The organism is Nocardioides sp. P5_C9_2, from assembly GCF_054049555.1.
Window position 1 is genome coordinate 1 of record NZ_JBFUMD010000017.1, and the last position, 17,733, is coordinate 17,733.

Sequence of the window (17,733 nt, forward strand, 5' to 3'; positions counted from 1 at the left end):
CGAATCACCCACTTCAGGGTCACCACGTGCGACTTGGTGACCTCGGAGACGAAGTCCTTCACGTAGTCGTCGGCCGGACGGGCCACCACCTCGTCGGGCGTGCCGATCTCCACGAACGCCCCGACGCGCATCATGAGGATCCGGTCGCCGAGCTAGAGCGCCTCGGCGAGGTCGTGGGTGATGAACAACATCGTCTTGCCGAGCTCGCGGTGCAGCCGGATCACCTCGTTCTGCATGTCCCGCCGGATGAGCGGGTCGAGTGCCGAGAACGGCTCGTCGAAGAGCAGCATCTCCGGGTCGCCGGCCAGCGCGCGGGCCAGCCCGACCCGCTGCTGCATCCCGCCGGACAGCTGGTCCGGGTAGGACATCTCGTAGCCCGTCAACCCGACGAGGTCGACGATCTCGGCCGCCTTCTCGCGACGTTCCTTCTTGCCGACGCCTCGGACCTCGAGGCCGTAGGCGACGTTGTCGATCACCTGGCGGTGCGGCAGCAGCCCGAAGTGCTGGAAGACCATGGAGACCTGCGTGCGACGGACGTCGCGCAGCTGGCTCTCCGACGCGGACGTGATGTCCATCCCGTTGAGGGTCACGGTGCCGCTGGTGGGCTCGATGAGGCGGGTCAACAACCTGACCAGGGTGGACTTGCCGGAGCCCGACAGCCCCATCACCACGAAGACCTCGCCGGGCGCGACGTCGAACGAGACGTCCCTGACCCCGACCACGCTTCCGGTCTTCGTCTTGAGCTCGGCGCGCGACAGCTCGGCATCGGGCGTGCCGATGACGGCGTCCGCACGCGGACCGAAGATCTTCCAGAGGTTGCGCACCGACAGGGCGGTCTCGGTACCCGCGGGGACCACGGTCGGTTGCGGTTCGGTGACGGCGCTCATGGGTTCTCCTCGAGGTCGACGACGATGCGGCGGTCGCCCGGCGGATGGCGCGGGTCGTGGCAGCGCCGGCGGTGGAACGACGCGGAGGCCGAGCGGTCCGCACGGCGGCGGATCTCGCGTCGCCCGCTCGAGCGCGCGCTCGTGCACCATCCGTCGATCCAGAGTCCAGGCACGGCGCCCCACCCTCGACTGCGTCACCCGAGCGAGAATTCGTTGCGTATGTCGCAACCGGATGCTCCGAGCGCAACCAGCAAGACACTCCGAGGATGCTGCGAGGTGACCCGGGCGTCAAGGGCGACCGGACCAGCGTGACCTACCGGTGACCCCAGCCGAGTCGGCGCGAGACCTCGAGAGCCGCCTCGAGGACCAGCCGGACGACCTCTCCGACGCGCTCCGGAGGGAGCCGGAAGGACGGTCCGGAGACGCTCATCGACGCCACCACGTCACCGTGGGCGTTGCGGATCGGCGCGGCCACGGCGGTGAGGCCGACCTCCAGCTCGTCGACGGCCAGGGCGTAGCCCTGCTCGCGGACGCGGTCGAGCTCCTCGTCCAGCAACGGTCGGCGGGTGATGGTCTGCGGGGTGTACGTCGCCAGCGTGCCGAGGACCGCGTCGAGGGAGGCGTCGTCGAGGCCGCTCAGCAGCACCTTGCCGTTGCTCGTGGCGTGGAGGGGGATGTGCTGGCCGACCCAGTTGTGGGGCTGGAGGGCCGAGGACCCCGCGACCTGGTCGAGGTACAGCGCCGAGCTCTCCGACAGCACCGCGACGTTGACCGTCTCGCCGGTGTCGGCGGCCAGCTGGCGGCAGATGGGGCGCGCCTCCTGCACCAGGTCGAGCCGGGCGGTGGTGGCTCCCGCGAGCCGCAGGATGCCGACACCGAGGCGGTAGCGACCGCGGTCCACCGTCTGCTCGACGAGGCGGTGCGCCTCCAAGGTGGCGACCAGCCGGAACGCGGTGCTCTTGTGGACCCCGAGCTCGGCGGCGATCTCGGTGACCCCGGCCTCACCGACCCGGGCCAGGACCTCGAGGATGGCCAGCGCCCGGTCGACCGACTGGACGCCCTGGCCGGTGACGGCCGAGGTGGTCTCGACCGCCGCGACCCCCGTCGCGCCGTCGACCTCGCCGACGATCGAGGCAGCCTTGCTCATGCCCGGAGACTAGCGCACCGGCTGTTGCGTATCGCAGACTGCGTTCCGTCGAGCGCAACAGCCTCCTCGACCCCGATCCGCCCCAGGAGCTCCCATGGTGCCGGCCCCGAGCCACTACGTGCTCGTCCTCTCCTGCCCGGACCGGCCGGGCATCGTGCACGCCGTGTCCGGCTTCCTCGTCGAGCGCGGCGGCAACATCGTGGAGAGCCAGCAGTTCGGGGACCGGTTGACCGACCGCTTCTTCATGCGCATCGACTTCGTGGTCGACGGCGCGGCCACCGCAGACTCGCTGCGCGACGACTTCTCGGGCGTGGCCGGGCGCTTCGACATGACGTTCGAGCTGTGGGGCGCGACGGCGCCGTACCGGACGCTGATCATGGTGTCCAAGCACCTGCACTGCCTCAACGACCTGCTCTTCCGGGCCAGCACCGGCGCCCTCCAGGTGGAGATCCCGGCCGTGGTGTCCAACCACCGCGACGCGGAGGCGCTGGTCCGCTCCTACGGCCTCGACTTCCACCACGTCCCGGTCACGCCGGACACCAAGGCCGACGCGGAGCGGCGGCTGATGGAGCTGGTGGACGCCACCGGGACGCACCTGGTCGTGCTGGCCCGCTACATGCAGGTCCTCTCCGACGACCTGTGCCGCCGGCTCTCGGGCCGAGCGATCAACATCCACCACTCGTTCCTGCCCAGCTTCAAGGGCGCGCGTCCCTACCACCAGGCCTTCGACCGGGGCGTCAAGCTCGTCGGTGCGACCGCCCACTACGTCACCGGGGACCTCGACGAGGGCCCGATCATCGAGCAGGACGTCATCCGTGTCGACCACACCCACGACCAGGACCAGCTGGTGGCCGCCGGGCGCGACGTCGAGGCGCAGGTGCTCTCCCGCGCGGTGCGCTGGCACGCGCAGTCGCGGGTCCTGCTCAACGGGGACCGCACCGTCGTCTTCCGCTGAGCGGGAGGCACTGACCGATACACCGGGCACCACCGAGGGAGGACGACCACATGTTGTCGGACATCGAGATCGCGAACGCCGCCACCCTGCAGCCGATCCGGGACGTCGCCGCGCAGACCCTCGGGATCCCCGAGGAGCACCTCGTGCCCTACGGCCACCACAAGGCCAAGGTCGACCTCACCTACCTCGCGTCCCTCGCCGACCGCCCCCTGGGCCGGCTCGTCCTGGTGACGGCACTCTCACCCACCCCGCCCGGCGAGGGAAAGACCACCACGACCGTCGGGCTGACCGACGCCCTGCACGGGCTCGGGCACCGGACCGTCGCCTGCTTGCGCGAGCCGTCCATGGGGCCGGTGTTCGGGATGAAGGGCGGCGCCGCCGGCGGCGGCTACAGCCAGGTCGTCCCGATGACCGAGATCAACCTGCACTTCACCGGCGACTTCGCCGCCATCGCGGCGGCCAACAACCTGCTCGCCGCCCTCATCGACAACCACGTCCACCACGGCAACGAGCTCGACATCGACGTGCGCAGCGTGACCTGGAAGCGGGTGCTGGACACCAACGACCGGGCGCTGCGCGAGGTCACCGTCGGGCTCGGCGGCCACGCCAACGGCTTCCCCCGCGAGGACGGCTTCGACATCGTGGTCGCCTCGGAGCTGATGGCGATCTTCTGCCTCACCGAGTCGTGGGGCGACCTCAGGCGGCGGATCGGCGACATCGTCATCGGCTACACCCGGGCGATGACTCCGGTGACGGCGCGCGAGCTCGGCGCCGACGGCGCGATGGCGGTGCTGCTCCGCGACGCCCTGGCACCCAACCTGGTGCAGACCCTGGAGGGCGCACCGGCCTTCGTGCACGGCGGCCCCTTCGCCAACATCGCGCACGGGTGCAGCTCGGTCACCGCGACCCGCGCCGGGCTGCGGCTGGCCGACGTCGTCGTCACGGAGGCCGGGTTCGGAGCCGACCTCGGCGCCGAGAAGTTCATCGACATCAAGTGCCGCAAGTCCGGACTGCGCCCGGACGTGGCGGTGGTCGTGGCCACCGTCCGGGCCTTGAAGTACCACGGCGGCGTGCCACTCACCGACCTCGGCACCGAGGACCTCGACGCGCTCGAGGCCGGGATGGTCAACCTGCGCCGCCACCTCGACAACGTCCGGGGCGTCTACGGCATCCCGTGCGTCGTGGCGGTCAACCGTTTCCCCACCGACACCGACCGCGAGGTCGCCAAGGTCGTCGAGATGGTCGCCGCCGAGGGGGTCGCGGCCTACCCCGCGACCCACTTCGCCGACGGCGGCAGCGGCGCGCAGGACCTGGCCAAGGGCGTCCTGGCCGCCTTCGACGAGCCCTCGCCGTACGAGTTCTCCTTCACCTATGCCGACGACCTCACGCTCATCGCGAAGGTCGAGGCGATCGCCACCCGGCTCTACGGCGCCGGGCAGGTCACCTGGGACGCCAAGGCCCGACGGCGCCTCGACCGCATCGAGCGCGACGGGTACGGCGAGCTGCCGGTGTGCGTCGCCAAGACGCAGTACTCGTTCTCCACCGACCCCAAGGCACTCGGCGCCCCCTCGGGCCACGAGCTGCACGTGCGGGAGGTACGACTCTCGGCCGGCGCCGGGTTCGTCGTGGTCGTCTGCGGCGACATGATGACGATGCCGGGCCTGCCGCGCGACCCGTCGGCAGCCCGGATCGACCTCGCGGACGACGGGACGATCAGCGGCCTGTCGTGACGGCGGTCAGTCGCCGAGCTCGGCGCGCCGCCGGATGACGTACTCCTCGAGCTCCTCGCGGACCGCGTCGTCGAGCGCCGGCTGCTCGTACTCGTCGAGCTTCTTGCGGTAGATCTCGGCGGCCCGGGCGTTGGCGTCGTGGCCCCCGTTGCGCATCCACTTCTCGTAGTTGTCCGAGGAGGACAGCATCGGGCGGTAGAAGCAGGTGCGGAAGCGCTCCATGGTGTGCATCGCCCCGAGGAAGTGCCCCCCGTGACCGACCTCCTCGTGGGCACCGAAGGCCATCGACGCCTCGTCGATCTCCATCGGCGTGAACTCGTGGCGCAGCATCTGCAGCAGCTCGACGTCCACGATGAACTTCTCGTAGCCCGCCACCAGCCCGCCCTCGAGCCAGCCGGCGGAGTGCATCACCCAGTTGGCGCCGGCCAGGAAGGTCGGCATCAGGGTCATCAGCGCCTCGTAGCCGGCCTGGGCGTCGGCCACCTGCGAGGACGTGAGCCCGCCGCCGGTGCGGAACGGCAGGCCGAAGTGGCGGGCGATCTGGCCGGTGCAGAGCAGGCCGATCCCGGACTCGGGGGTGCCGAAGGTCGGCGAGCCGGACTGCATGTCGATGTTGGAGAGGAAGGACCCGAAGATCACCGGCGTCCCGGGCCGGATCAGCTGGGACAGCGCGATGCCCGAGAGCGCCTCGACGATCTGCTGGACCAGGGCCGCCGGGATGGTCACCGGCGACATGGCCCCCATCAGGATGAACGGGGTCAGCACGACCGGCTGGCCGGCGGCGGAGTACTCGAACTGCGCCTCCAGCATCCGGTCGTCCCAGCGCAGCGGCGAGTTGCAGTTGATGAGCGAGATGGTCGCCGGCGTCTGCTCGATCGCCTCGCGGGAGCCGAAGAGGATGGAGGTCATGGCCAGCGTGTCCGCGGCGTTGACCCCCGACACCACGTTGCCCATGTAGACCTTGTCGGTCAGCGTCTGGAGCGCGTAGGTCATGTCGAGGTGCCGACTGTCGAGCGGGGTGTCGTTGGGCTCGCAGATCACGCCGCCGGCCGAGTCGAGCACCGGGAACGTCTGGGCGAGCTTGGTGAAGCTGTGGAAGTCCTCCATCGTCGCGTCGCGGCGTACGTCGCCCTGGCGCACGAACGGCGGTCCGTAGACCGCGCCGAAGGCCATCGAGTCACCGCCGATGTGGAGGTCGTGCTCGTGGTTGCGCGCCTGCACGTCGAACTCCCGCGGGGCCTTGGCGACCTGGGCGAGGACGAAGTCGGGGTCGAGGAAGACCGTGTGGCCCTCCACCCGCTGGCCCGCCGCGCGGAACAGCTCGAGCGCGCGGTCGTCCATGAACTCGACGCCGATCTCGGTCATCAGCCTGCGCCAGCCCTTGTCGAGGGTGGCCATCGCGTCCTCGGACAGCACCTCGTAGCGCGGCATCGTGTTGCGGAACACGGGTCCTCCTGGGTGTCGACGGGCCGTCCCGACCGCGGACAGGTGCTTGACCCGACCGCGCGACGGCTCCTAACCTCATGATGTGGAACCACGGTTCCACATCATGGAACGTGTGGGAACCCCCCGTCGCGATCCCGAACACAGCACGTCCTCCCAGATCAGGAGTCCCGCGTGACCGAGCCGGTCGCCCACGGTGGAGCCAGCGGCACCCGCGCCGTCGACCGCGCTGCCGACCTCGTGGCCACGGTGGTGCGCGCCGACGAGCCGCTCACGTTCGCCGACCTCCAGGACGCGAGCGGGCTGGCGAAGTCCACGACCTCGCGGATGCTGACCGCGCTGGAGCGCTCGGGACTGCTCGAGCGCGACGCCGCCGGGTCCTACGTCGCCGGCCGCCTCTTCTGGCTGTACGCCGCGCGCCACGACCCGTGGGACGAGCTGGTCCGCCTGGCCCGACCCGCGATGGAGGCGATCGGCGAGGAGACCGGCGAGACCATCCACCTGAGCGTGACCCGCGGCGACCGCGTCGTGCAGGTCGCGCAGGTCGACTCGACGTACCTGCTCGGCACCCGCGACTGGACCGAGGTCGAGGTGCCGGCCCACTGCTCCGCACTCGGCAAGGTGTTCCTCGCCTGGGGCGCCCTCGCACTGCCCGAGGGCGCCCTGGAGCGGCCGACCCCACTGACGGTCACCGACCGCGAGGCGCTGCGGCGCGACGGGATCCGCACGCGCGAGCGCGGCTGGGCCCTCACCGCCGACGAGCTCGAGATCGGCCTCACCGGCATCGCGGTCCCGGTGTCCGGGGTGCACGGCGACGTGGTCGCCGCCCTCGGGATCTCGGGGCCCACGCCCCGGCTGGAGGAGCGGCTCGACGAGCTCGGCCTCCGGCTGCTGGAGCACGCCACCGGCCTCTCTGCACTCCTGCGCGGCGCCACCCCCGGCGCCACCCACGCCAGCACCCCCGTCACCACACCGGCAGCACACCGCACGTCACACAACCAGGAGGAGGTGGTCGCATGACTCCGGAGGAGATCCTGAAGGGCCTGTACGACGAGACGCTGGTGGGCAACGCCCCGCGTGTCCTCGAGCTGACCAACGATGGCCTGGGCCTCGGCATGGAGCCGCAGACGCTCCTGTTCGACGCCCTGATCCCGTCCCTGGAGGAGGTGGGTGCGCGCTTCGAGCGCGGTGACTTCTTCGTCCCGGAGATGCTCATCGCCGGCCGCGCGATGGCGGGTGCCATGGAGCGGCTGCGCCCGCTGCTGGCCGAGACCGGCGTGCAGACCATCGGCAAGTTCCTGATGGGCACCGTCAAGGGCGACGTCCACGACATCGGCAAGAACCTGGTCAACATCATGCTCGAGGGCGCCGGCTTCGAGGTGATCGACCTCGGCGTGCAGGTGGCCCCCGAGAAGTTCGTGGAGGCCATCGACCTGCACCAGCCCGACATCGTCGGCTTCTCGGCGTTCCTCACCACCACGATGCCGATGTTCAAGGCCAACATGAACGCGCTGGAGAAGGCCGGCATCCGCGACAGCGTCATCGTCATGGTCGGCGGCGCCCCGGTCACCCAGGAGTACGCCGACGCGGTCGGTGCCGACGGCTACGCGGCGGACGCCTCGCAGACGGTCAAGCGCGCCAAGCGGTTGCTCGAGGAGAAGCGCTCGAAGGTGCCTGCGTAATGGCCGCTCCTCGCCTCGAGACGGTCCTCCGCTCGGCCACCCAGCAGGTCGTCATCGGCCACGACACCCGCTTCTGCCTCATCGGCGAGCGGATCAACCCGACCGGGCGCCGCATCTTCCAGGAGCAGCTGCGAGCCGGCGACCTCTCCGCGATCGAGCGCGACGTGATCGCGCAGGTCGAGGGCGGCGCCGACGTGCTCGACATCAACATGGGCGTGCCGCTGACCGACGAGGCCGACCTGCTGGCCAGGGCCATCACCATGGTCCAGGGCCTGACCGACAAGCCCATCTGCATCGACTCCTCGGTCGTCGAGGCGCTGGAGGCCGGCCTCGCGGTCTACCAGGGCCGCGCCCTGGTCAACTCGATCACCGCCGAGGACGAGCGGATGGAGCAGATCCTGCCGCTGGTCAAGAAGTACGACGCCGCCGTCATCGCGCTGCCGAACGACGCCGACGAGATCCCGATGGAGGTCGAGAAGCGGATCGTGCTGACCCGCAAGATCATCGAGGTCGCCACCCGGGAGTACGGCATCGCGGCCGCCGACATCGTCATCGACCCGCTGGCCATGCCCATCGGCGCCGACCAGGAGGTCGTCAACACGACGCTGGAGACGATGCGCCGGATCCGCGAGGAGTTCGGGGTCAACATGACCTGTGGTGCCTCCAACGTGTCGTTCGGGATGCCGTCGCGCCACAGCCTGGGCGCCGCCTTCCTCCCGATGGCCATGACCGCCGGCCTCACGTCCGCGATCATGGACACCCGCACCCCGCAGATCGTCGAGGCCGTCAAGGCCGCCGACCTGCTGCTGGGGCACGACGAGTGGGGCGGCAGCTGGATCGCCGCGCACCGGGCGCGGCAGGCGAGGGAAGCCGAACCCGCCCGGTGAACCCGGGGACCGGTGACCCGGCCGTGACCGACGGGCCCGACTTCTCCCTCGCGGACGACGCCCGCGAGGGCCTCCTCGAGCGATCCGGCACCGGGCCGGTGCCGCACGACGGCACCGGCCGGGTCGACCTCACCTTCACGGTGCACACGCTGGCCGAGGACGGCGCCGCGGTCCCGCCGACCACGCGGGGGGTCCGGGTGCCCCCCGGGGTGACGGTCTTCGACGCGGCCTCGTGGAACGGCATCGCCGTCGACTCGACCTGTGGCGGCCACGGCACCTGCCACAAGTGCAAGGTCCGGGTCGAGGGTGGGGACGTGCCCCTCACGCGCCACGACGTACGCACCTTCAGCAGCGACCAGATCGCTGCCGGCTGGCGGCTGGGCTGCCTGGTGCACGCCACCCGCGACCTGGCGATCGAGGTCCCACCCCTCACCACGCGGCCCAAGGCCGCCACCGTCGGCATCGGRCGGCAGGTGATCCTGCGCCCCGCGGTCCAGAAGCGGTACGTCGAGCTCACCGAGGCCACGCTGGGCGACCAGCGCAGCGACCTGGTCCGCCTCACCGACGCCATCGACGACCTCGAGCTGACGGCCGACCTCCACGTCCTGCGCCGCCTGTCGACCGTGCTGCGCGAGGCGGACTTCAAGGTCACCGCGGTGATCATCGACGAGGACCTCGTCGACGTCGAGCCCGGCGACACCACGGCGTCGCGCTACGCGATCGCCTTCGACCTCGGCACCACGACCGTGGTCGGCACGCTCCTCGACGTCGGCACCGGCACCCCGCTCGCGGTGGCGTCCGTGCTCAACGCCCAGCAGCCGTTCGGCGGTGACGTGATCACCCGGATCAGCGCGACCATGATGGATCCGCAGGCCCTGGGTCGCCTCCAGGCCGCCGCCGGGGCCACGCTGGCCGACCTCGCTGCCCGGGTCTGCCGCGAGGCGGGCGTCGACCCGGCCCAGGTCTACGAGGTCGCGGTCGCCGGCAACGCCACGATGACCGCACTGGTCCTGGGCATCGACCCCGAGCCCCTGGGCGTGGCTCCCTTCGTCATGTCGTCCGCGCAGCCGCCCCCGGTCCTGGCCGCCGAGGTGGGGCTCTCGTTGCACCCCCGGGCGCGGGCCTACTTCTTCCCGGCCCTCGGGGCCTACGTCGGCGGCGACATCGTCGCGGGCATGCTCGCGACCGGCATGGACCGCGACAAGCGGACCCGGCTCTTCATCGACGTCGGCACCAACTGCGAGATCGTCCTCAGCGACGGCGAGACGATCCTGTCCACCGCCGCCCCGGCCGGGCCTGCCTTCGAGGGTGGCGCCATCCGGTGCGGCATGCGCGCCGCGGACGGCGCCATCGAGGTGATCAAGGTCGACCCGCACGCCACCGGCGACGACCCGCCGGTGACCCTCGGCGTCATCGGCGACGTGGAGCCTCGCGGACTGTGCGGATCCGGTCTGGTGGACGCGGTGGCCGAGCTGGTGCGGGTGGGGCTGCTCGACTCCACCGGCCGCCTGGTGCCGGACGAGGCGGCGCACCGGATCGCCCCCGCGCTGGCCGACCGCATGTCGCGCATCGGGGAGGAGCGCGTCTTCCTGCTGCACCGACCCACACCGGACGCCGAGCCGGTCGAGTGCGTCTACCTGTCCCAGCGCGACGTCCGCGAGCTCCAGTTCGCCAAGGCCGCGATCTCGACGGGCTGGTCGCTCCTGCTGGAGCAGCTCGGCCTCGAGCACCGCGACGTCCAGCAGGTGCTGCTCGCCGGGTCCTTCGGCAGCTACCTCTCCCCGGCCTCGGCCGTCCGCATCGGGTTGGTCCCCCAGCTGCCGGTGCTGCGGATCGTGGCCGCCGGCAACGTGGCCGGCGAGGGCGCCAAGATGGCCCTGCTGTCGGTCCGCGAGCGGGCCGGCGCCCTGGCCCTGCTGGAGGAGGTGACCTATGTCGAGCTCTCCGACCGCCCCGACTTCAACGACGCCTTCGTCGAGCAGCTCGCCTTCTGAGCGCCTCGACCGGGTCGCCCTGATCGCGTGCGGGGCCCTCGCCCAGCCGGCGGCCGCCGTCGCCGCCCGCCGCGGGTGGCCGCTCGACGTGCACCCGCTCAACCCCTTGCTGCACAACCGTCCGGAGCGGATCGCCGAGGAGGTCCGCACCCTGGCCCGGCGCCTCGGCGCGTCGTACGGACGGGTGGTGGTGGGGTACGCCGACTGCGGGACCTACGGCGCCCTCGACGAGGTCTGCCGCGAGCTCGACCTGCCGCGGCTGCCGGGCCTGCACTGCTACGACGTGTACGCCGGGGCCTCGCGGCTCGAGCGCTTCTTCGACGAGCAGCCGGGCACCTACCTCCTCACCGACTTCCTGGCCCGCTCGTTCGCCCGCACCGTGCTGCAGGAGCTCGGGCTGGACCGCCACCCGGAGCTGCGCGACACCTACTTCGACCACTACACGCGGATGGTCTGGCTGGCGCAGGACCCGGACGACGAGCTCCGGAGCCTCGCCGAGAGCGCCGCGGCGAGCATCGGGCTGCCCCTCACGGTCGTGGAGACCGGTGACCACGGCCTCGAGCGGGCGCTGGCCGACCTGCTGCCGTAGCCGACCGTCAGCGTCCGGCGAGGCGGTCGAGGAGGTCCACGCGCCACGCCTCGGTCTCGGCGATCTGGTTGAACGTGAAGACGTGCAGGCCCTCGACCAGCGCGCCGTCGGCCCCGAGCGCGGGCGCGCACTTCTCCAGGAAGGTCTCCCCGGTGAAGCCGCCGGGGGCCGCGAGGCGGGCGAACATGCCCTTGTTCTTGGCCAGGAACCGCGTCGACTCCCCGACCCCGATGCGGGTCGCCATCGCGAGCAGCTTGGCGCGCTCGACCGGACCCGGGATGCCGAGCAGCAGCGGCATGGTGACCCCCCGTGCGCGCAGCCGGTGCAGCCAGTCGCGCACCACGGCGGCGTCGAAGGTCAGGTTGCTGACGATGTGCGTGGCATGCCTGCGCTTGTCCCACATCGACTGCACCGTCAGGTCGTCGTGGATGGAGGGGTGCGACTCCGGGTAGCCCGTGATCCCGACGTGGGTGAACGGTCTCCCCAGCACGGCCAGGTCCTCGAGCAGGGCCAACGCATCGACGTAGTCACCCGCCGGGTCCGCGTCGCCGCCCGGCACGAAGATCCGCGAGATTGCCTTGCCGGTGAGTCGCTCGACGATCTCCTCGAGCTCGCTCCGCCCGGTGACCATCCGGGCGGCGAGGTGGGGCACCACGACGTACCCGTGCCCGGACAGGCGTTCGGCGAGGTCCAGCGTGGCCTCGAGGCCCTTGCCCGGCGAGGCGGTGACCGTGACGGCGACGTCGCGCGGCACGTGCGCCAGCACCTTGTCCTCGGTGGAGGCGGTGGGCAGCACCTCGTAGCGTGCGTTGCGGAGCAGGCGAGTCATCGTCTCGCCGGTTCGCTTGTTGCGCATGAAGCAACTCATTTCGTGATGCGCATCAGACCTCGCCCACTCTAGCCGCTCCCCCGGGCCGGGTACAGGGCCCCGGGAACGCCTCAGGGCGGCCACCCGGGGGTGACCGCCCTGAGGACGGGTGCGGCCATGGCCGCGGGTGGTGCCGATCAGGCCGGCACCGGGTGCGTCACTTGACGGAGACCGTGGCGCCGGCGGCCTCGAGGGCCTCCTTCGCCTTGTCGGCCGCAGCCTTGTCGACCTTCTCGAGGATCGGCTTGGGGGCGGCCTCGACGAGGTCCTTGGCCTCCTTCAGGCCGAGGCTCGTGAGGGCGCGCACCTCCTTGATGACGTTGATCTTCTTGTCGCCGGCAGCCTCGAGGACGACGTCGAACTCGTCCTGCGCAGCGGCCTCGTCGCCACCGGCGGCGGCGCCACCGGCAGCGGGGGCGGCGGCAGCGGCAACGGGAGCCGCGGCGGTGACGCCGAAGGTCTCCTCGAACTGCTTCACGAACTCGGAGAGCTCGATGAGGGTCATTTCCTTGAACGCGTCGAGCAGCTCGTCGGTGGTGAGCTTCGCCATGATGGCGGTTCCTTTCGCTTGGTGGGTGGCAGCGTGACGCGGAGCGACACGCTCACCCGATGGTGTAGGTGGTGTACGTCGGCCCGGTCAGGCGTCGGTGGACTCGGTCGCCTCGTCGGCGGCCGGGGTCTCCTCGGCAGCGGCCGGCGTGCCGGCACCACCTGCGAGGATGGAGGGGTCCTCGGTCGCCTTCGCCTCCAGGGCGCCGGCGAGCCGGGCAGCCTGGGCGAGCGGGGCGTTGAGGAGGTAGACGGCCTGGGACAGCGACGCGAGCAGACCGCCCGCGAGCTTGCCCAGCAGCACCTCACGCGACTCGAGGTCCGCCAGCTTGGCGACCTCCGCAGCGTCGAGGGACTTGCCGTCCAGGACACCGCCCTTGATGACGAGGGCGGGGTTTGCCTTGGCAAAGTCACGCAGACCCTTGGCTGCCTCGACCACGTCTCCATTGATGAAGGCGATGGCCGTGGGGCCCTTGAGCAGGTCGTCGAAGCCTTCGATGCCCACCTCGGTGGCGGCGATCTTGGCAAGCGTGTTCTTGACCACGGCGTAGCTGGCGTTCTCGCCGAGGGAGCGCCGCAGGTCCTGCAGCTGCTTCACGGTGAGCCCGCGGTACTCGGTCAGCACAGCACCGRCGGCATCGTTGAACGACTCAACGATCTCCGCAACGGCGGCAGTCTTTTCTGGCCGCGCCATGGGTCTCCTTCCGATGTGAGAACCGGTGAAGGGCCCTACGACGACGAACGCCCCGAGCGCAGGCTCGGGGCGTGGACTCGCATCGCTGCGGATCGTGCTCCCACCTGCGCTGGCCGTCCGCTGTGTGCGGAACCTTCGATCTCGGGGCTGATGCCCGTCGACAACCGGCGGTCTCTGGTTTCAGGAGCTCACACTAGGGGGCCGGCGGTGGTCGGACAAATCGGGGATCGCCCACGCCGGGGCCGAACAGTTGGTTGCATGGTCTCGTGGACGACGACCTCAGCACCATCGGCACGACCCTGGCCCGCACCGAGGACCGGATGCGGGACGTCGGCGGCGCGCCCCGACGCCTGTGGCCCACCGGCTTCGGGGGCCTCGACCCCCTCATCGGCGGAGGCCTGCGCGCCGGCTCGCTGGTCCTCCTCGCCGGGCCGCAGGGCCTGGGCAAGACGACCTTCGCGGTCCAGGTCTGCCGCACCGTCGCACGCACCGGTCGCCCCGTCGTCTACTTCTCCTTCGAGCACGAGGCCGAGGACCTCCTCCTCAAGCTGGTCGCGCTCGAGGCCGGGGAGAAGGACGACTCCCACCAGGTCCGCCTGACCGCCATCCGCGAGGCGTTCGACGCTGCGGACACCGGTCCGCTCGAGGAGCGGCTCGACACGGTGCCCGGCGCCCTGACGGCACTCACGGCGGTGCGCGGGTACGCGGACATGCTCTTCGTGCACCGGTCGACCGGCAGCCGCACCGACCTCGCCGCCATCCGCGAGCGCATCGACGAGGTGCGTCGCGTCACCGGCACGACGCCGATGGTGGTCGTCGACTACCTGCAGAAGGTGCTGGTCCCCGGCGCCACGACGGACGACCTCGAGCGCAGCACCACGGTCGTCGAGGGCCTCAAGGACCTGGCCATCGACATCGCGGCCCCGGTCCTCGCAGTCGTCGCCGCCGACAAGGAGGCGCTGCGCACCGGGATGCGCATGCGCAGCCACCACCTCCGCGGCTCCTCGGCCCTGGCCTACGAGGCCGACGTCATCCTGGTGCTGAGCAGCAAGTTCGACGTCGTCGCCCGGCACCACCTCACCTACGACATCGGCAACGCCGAGCGCTTCCGTCAGTGGGCGGTGCTGAGCGTCGAGAAGAACCGGTTCGGGCGCGACGACGTCGACCTCGAGTACCGCAAGCGGTTCGACCAGGGACGCTTCGAGGCCGACGGCCGTGAGGTCGCCGAGCAGCTCATCGACGACCGGATCTTCGTCGAGTAGCTCCCCGGCGACCGATCACATGCCCGGCATCTTGTCGGTGACCTCGGAGGCGGGCGGCGCCTCGATGGTCACGTCGGTGCCGTAGTCGGAGTAGGTGCCCTCGGTGGTGCTGCTCGTGGCCTGGCCGCCGGCGATCCCGGGGATCTCGAGCTTCTGGTGGAACTGGCGCGGCAGGTTGTCGGCGTCGACCCACATCTCGACGCCGATGTCGTCCGGCATCGAGGTCGCGAGCTCCGCCGGCATGTCCATGGCATCGACGTACGCCGCGGTGTCCATGACGATCTTGTAGTGGTTGGTCTCGACGCCGTCGACCTCCTCGGTGCCGAGCAGCTCGAACTCCTGGGGCTTCTGCATCGCCTTGAACATCGTCTCGGGATCCGTGGACTTGCCGAGCATGCCGAAGAGGCTGTCGGGGTCGCTCATGTCGACCTTGAGCCACTTCTTGTCACCGAGGTCCATGCCGACGCCGCTCATGTACAACACCTTGTCGAGCATGATCATCTCGAGGTCGTCCGAGCCCTGGCCGGTGCCGGTGGCCTGCATGTCGACCCCGTCGTCGCCGTACCGCATGACGCCCTGCATCTCCATGCCGCCGGCATCGGAGCCCTCGGTGCTGCTGCTCATCGTGAACGCGAAGCTCCCGGCGTCCTGGAGCGCCTGCATGACGGCGGGGTAGAACTCCGCCCCGTCGAGCTCCTGGAGGTCACCCGAGGACTCGGGTGCCTCCTCGCTCGACGACTCCTCGCCCGACGCGCTCGTGTCGGTGCCGGTGGACGCCCCGCTGTCGCTGCCGCACGCGGCGGTGGACAGGGCGAGGGTCGTCAGCAGGGCGGCGGTGCCGAGGCGACGGGCCAGGGTGGGGCGGGCCATGAGGGCTCCTTCGTGGGGTGGGTGCGCGAGGCGTCCACCCGGCCGTCCCCGTGACAAACCCGGCGTGCCGGACGCCTGCGCGTCGCCATCCTCCCACCCGGTCCCAGCAGACGACGACGYCCCGGCCATCACGGGGATGGCCGGGGCGTCGGTGGAGCGGGTCGGGCTGGGTCAGGCCTGGGCCTCGTCCTCGACCGCGACGTTCTTGGTGCGGTTGGGGTCGACCTGGACGCCGGGGCCCATGGTCGTGGAGACGGTGACCTTCTTGATGTAGCGGCCCTTGGAGCTGGCGGGCTTGAGCCGCAGCACCTCCTCGAGGGCGGCGGCGTAGTTCTCCGCGAGCTGGCTCTCGGAGAAGGACGCCTTGCCGATGATGAAGTGCAGGTTGGCGTGGCGGTCGACGCGGAACTCGATCTTGCCGCCCTTGATGTCCGTGACGGCCTTGGCGACGTCGGGGGTCACCGTGCCGGTCTTCGGGTTCGGCATGAGGGAGCGGGGGCCGAGGACGCGACCGAGGCGACCGACCTTGCCCATCATGTCGGGGGTCGCGACGACGGCGTCGAAGTCGAGCCAGCCGCCGTTGACCTTCTCGATGAGCTCGTCGCCACCGACGAAGTCGGCGCCGGCCTCACGGGCGGCCTCGGCCTTGTCGGCGTTGGCGAACACGAGGACGCGGGCGGTCTTGCCGGTGCCGTGCGGGAGGTTGACGGTGCCGCGGACCATCTGGTCGGCCTTGCGGGGGTCGACGCCGAGGCGCATGACGACGTCGAGGGTCTCGTCGAACTTCTTCTTGGAGCCGCCCTTGGCGATCTTGATGGCGGTCAGCGGGGCGTGGAGCTCGTCCTTGTCGAACTGCTCGGCCGCTGCGCGGTAGGTCTTGCTGCGCTGCATGTCTGTCTCTTTTCGTCAGTTGTGGTCAGTGGACCAGCGCGGTCCTGCCACGGGGTGTCGGCTGGGAGGCCGGGATGTCCGTCGGTGCCGCGGGACGCGGCGCCTCGGGGGTGATCAGTCGGTGGTGACGCCCATGGAGCGGGCGGTGCCCTCGACGATCTTCATCGCGGCGTCGATGTCGTTGGCGTTGAGGTCGGGGAGCTTGGTGGTCGCGATCTCGCGGACCTGGTCCTTGCTCAGCTTGCCGACCTTCTCCTTGTGCGGGACGCCGGAGCCCTTCGACAGGCCGGCGGCCTTCTTGATGAGCTCGGCGGCCGGAGGAGTCTTGGTGATGAACTCGAACGAGCGGTCCTCGTAGATCGTGATCTCGACGGGGATCACGTTGCCGCGCATCGACTCGGTCTGCGCGTTGTAGGCCTTGCAGAACTCCATGATGTTGACGCCGTGCGGGCCGAGCGCGGTACCGACCGGCGGGGCCGGGGTCGCGGCACCGGCCTGGAGCTGCACCTTGACCAGCGCAGCGATCTTCTTCTTGGGAGGCATGTTCTCTTCCTGTTCTCTGTGGTCCTGACGAGGGCGGGTGCCCCCTGCCACGGGTGTCGCGGTTGGTGCGGGTGAGCGTCAGACCTTCTGGATCTGGCTGAAGCTCAGCTCGACCGGGGTCTCCCGGCCGAAGATCTCGACGAGGGCCTTGACCCTCTGGGACTCGGCGTTGATCTCGGTGATCGTCGCGTGCAGCGTGGCGAACGGACCGTCGACCACCATGACCGAGTCGGACACGTCGAAGTCGGCGACCTCGACGGGCTTCTTCGCCGCGGCGGCCGCGGCGGGCCTGTCCCCGGCGGCGGCAGCGGCCTCGGCCTCGGCGACGGCGACCACGGCGGGGGCGAGCATGTCCTCGACCTCGGTCATGCTCAGCGGCACCGGCTGGTGGCTGTGACCGACGAAGCCGGTGACCGACGGCGTGTGGCGCACGGCCGACCACGACTCGTCGGTGAGGTCCATGCGGACCAGGACGTAGCCGGGCAGGACGGTGCGGGTGACCATCTTGCGCTGGCCGTTCTTGATCTCGGCGACCTCTTCGGTGGGGACCACGATCTCGTGGATGTAGTCCTCCATGTTGAGGGAGATGATGCGGTTCTCGAGGTTCTGCTTGACCCGCTTCTCCATGCCGGAGTAGGTGTGCACCACGAACCAGTCGCCGGGCTTGGCCCACAGCTCGCGGCGGAACTTCTCGAGGGGGTCGTTCTCGTCGGCGGCCTCGGCCTCGTCGGCGGCCTCGTCC

The 17,733-nt window shown here is 70.7% G+C and carries 18 protein-coding genes and 1 pseudogene; 8 read left to right on the plus strand and 11 right to left on the minus strand.

Annotated elements, in window-relative coordinates; genetic code table 11:
- Positions 1–152: 152 nt before the first annotated feature.
- The 3 genes from ACXJKL_RS01885 to ACXJKL_RS01895 all read right to left on the minus strand — a co-directional run bounded on the left by ACXJKL_RS01885 (position 153) and on the right by ACXJKL_RS01895 (position 2,034).
- Positions 153–887: an ATP-binding cassette domain-containing protein gene (locus ACXJKL_RS01885; RefSeq protein WP_457205350.1), complete on the minus strand. Its 735-nt coding sequence runs from the start codon at positions 885–887 to the stop codon at positions 153–155.
- Entirely contained in the window at positions 884–1,060 is a 177-nt protein-coding gene (locus tag ACXJKL_RS01890; RefSeq protein ID WP_457205351.1) for a hypothetical protein, read from the minus strand. The genes ACXJKL_RS01885 and ACXJKL_RS01890 overlap by 4 nt, the downstream gene beginning before the upstream one ends.
- A 140-nt stretch (positions 1,061–1,200) precedes the next feature.
- Positions 1,201–2,034, minus strand: coding sequence for an IclR family transcriptional regulator (locus ACXJKL_RS01895; protein WP_457205352.1), 834 nt, complete (start codon positions 2,032–2,034; stop codon positions 1,201–1,203).
- Positions 2,035–2,128: 94 nt separating this feature from the next.
- On the opposite strand from ACXJKL_RS01895, the gene purU reads away from it, so the two are divergent.
- Both purU and ACXJKL_RS01905 read left to right on the plus strand, forming a co-directional pair.
- Positions 2,129–2,989 carry a formyltetrahydrofolate deformylase gene (gene purU, locus ACXJKL_RS01900; protein WP_457205353.1) on the plus strand — a complete coding sequence of 287 codons (861 nt, stop codon included), beginning with the start codon at positions 2,129–2,131 and terminating at the stop codon, positions 2,987–2,989.
- Positions 2,990–3,039: 50 nt separating this feature from the next.
- Complete coding sequence (locus ACXJKL_RS01905) at positions 3,040–4,719, plus strand: formate--tetrahydrofolate ligase (RefSeq protein WP_457205354.1); 1,680 nt, start codon at positions 3,040–3,042, stop codon at positions 4,717–4,719.
- Between the two features lie 6 nt (positions 4,720–4,725).
- Here ACXJKL_RS01905 and ACXJKL_RS01910 read toward each other — a convergent pair.
- Positions 4,726–6,213: pseudogene (locus ACXJKL_RS01910) on the minus strand (trimethylamine methyltransferase family protein); the annotation flags it as partial.
- 123 nt (positions 6,214–6,336) lie between these two features.
- On the opposite strand from ACXJKL_RS01910, the gene ACXJKL_RS01915 reads away from it, so the two are divergent.
- Genes ACXJKL_RS01915 through ACXJKL_RS01935 form a run of 5 tightly spaced genes read left to right on the plus strand, consistent with a single transcriptional unit; the run spans position 6,337 to position 11,314 of the window.
- Complete coding sequence (locus ACXJKL_RS01915; RefSeq protein WP_457205355.1) at positions 6,337–7,182, plus strand: IclR family transcriptional regulator; 846 nt, start codon at positions 6,337–6,339, stop codon at positions 7,180–7,182.
- On the plus strand, positions 7,179–7,844 hold the full coding sequence (locus tag ACXJKL_RS01920) for a corrinoid protein (protein WP_457205356.1): 666 nt from the start codon (positions 7,179–7,181) through the stop codon (positions 7,842–7,844). The genes ACXJKL_RS01915 and ACXJKL_RS01920 overlap by 4 nt, the downstream gene beginning before the upstream one ends.
- Entirely contained in the window at positions 7,844–8,731 is an 888-nt protein-coding gene (locus ACXJKL_RS01925; RefSeq protein ID WP_457205357.1) for a dihydropteroate synthase, read from the plus strand. The genes ACXJKL_RS01920 and ACXJKL_RS01925 overlap by 1 nt, the downstream gene beginning before the upstream one ends.
- A 23-nt stretch (positions 8,732–8,754) precedes the next feature.
- Positions 8,755–10,725 (plus strand): ASKHA domain-containing protein, encoded by a 1,971-nt coding sequence (locus tag ACXJKL_RS01930; protein WP_457205358.1) that lies wholly within the window; start codon positions 8,755–8,757, stop codon positions 10,723–10,725.
- Positions 10,664–11,314: a DUF1638 domain-containing protein gene (locus tag ACXJKL_RS01935; RefSeq protein ID WP_457205359.1), complete on the plus strand. Its 651-nt coding sequence runs from the start codon at positions 10,664–10,666 to the stop codon at positions 11,312–11,314. The genes ACXJKL_RS01930 and ACXJKL_RS01935 overlap by 62 nt, the downstream gene beginning before the upstream one ends.
- A gap of 7 nt (positions 11,315–11,321) precedes the next feature.
- On the opposite strand, the gene ACXJKL_RS01940 is transcribed toward ACXJKL_RS01935, so the two are convergent.
- The 3 genes from ACXJKL_RS01940 to rplJ form a co-directional block, all read right to left on the minus strand.
- Positions 11,322–12,170, minus strand: a complete 849-nt coding sequence (locus ACXJKL_RS01940) for a methylenetetrahydrofolate reductase (RefSeq protein WP_457205360.1) — start codon at positions 12,168–12,170, stop codon at positions 11,322–11,324.
- Between the two features lie 169 nt (positions 12,171–12,339).
- Positions 12,340–12,732 (minus strand): 50S ribosomal protein L7/L12, encoded by a 393-nt coding sequence (gene rplL / locus ACXJKL_RS01945; protein ID WP_457205361.1) that lies wholly within the window; start codon positions 12,730–12,732, stop codon positions 12,340–12,342.
- 87 nt (positions 12,733–12,819) lie between these two features.
- Positions 12,820–13,425: a 50S ribosomal protein L10 gene (rplJ, locus tag ACXJKL_RS01950; RefSeq protein ID WP_457205362.1), complete on the minus strand. Its 606-nt coding sequence runs from the start codon at positions 13,423–13,425 to the stop codon at positions 12,820–12,822.
- A gap of 266 nt (positions 13,426–13,691) precedes the next feature.
- Here rplJ and ACXJKL_RS01955 point away from each other — a divergent pair, with 266 nt between their 5' ends.
- Positions 13,692–14,687 carry a DnaB-like helicase C-terminal domain-containing protein gene (locus ACXJKL_RS01955; RefSeq protein ID WP_457205363.1) on the plus strand — a complete coding sequence of 332 codons (996 nt, stop codon included), beginning with the start codon at positions 13,692–13,694 and terminating at the stop codon, positions 14,685–14,687.
- 15 nt (positions 14,688–14,702) lie between these two features.
- Here the strand turns inward: ACXJKL_RS01955 and ACXJKL_RS01960 are convergent, their stop codons facing one another.
- From ACXJKL_RS01960 to nusG, 4 genes are all read right to left on the minus strand, one after another.
- Positions 14,703–15,557 carry a hypothetical protein gene (locus ACXJKL_RS01960; protein WP_457205364.1) on the minus strand — a complete coding sequence of 285 codons (855 nt, stop codon included), beginning with the start codon at positions 15,555–15,557 and terminating at the stop codon, positions 14,703–14,705.
- Positions 15,558–15,728: 171 nt separating this feature from the next.
- The gene (gene rplA / locus ACXJKL_RS01965) at positions 15,729–16,448 is read right to left on the minus strand and encodes a 50S ribosomal protein L1 (protein WP_457205365.1); all 720 of its coding nucleotides are present in this window, start codon (positions 16,446–16,448) and stop codon (positions 15,729–15,731) included.
- Between the two features lie 114 nt (positions 16,449–16,562).
- Complete coding sequence (gene rplK / locus ACXJKL_RS01970) at positions 16,563–16,991, minus strand: 50S ribosomal protein L11 (RefSeq protein ID WP_457205366.1); 429 nt, start codon at positions 16,989–16,991, stop codon at positions 16,563–16,565.
- Positions 16,992–17,069: 78 nt separating this feature from the next.
- Positions 17,070–17,733 (minus strand): transcription termination/antitermination protein NusG (nusG, locus tag ACXJKL_RS01975; protein ID WP_457205367.1); only part of this gene is annotated, 664 nt, incomplete at its 5' end.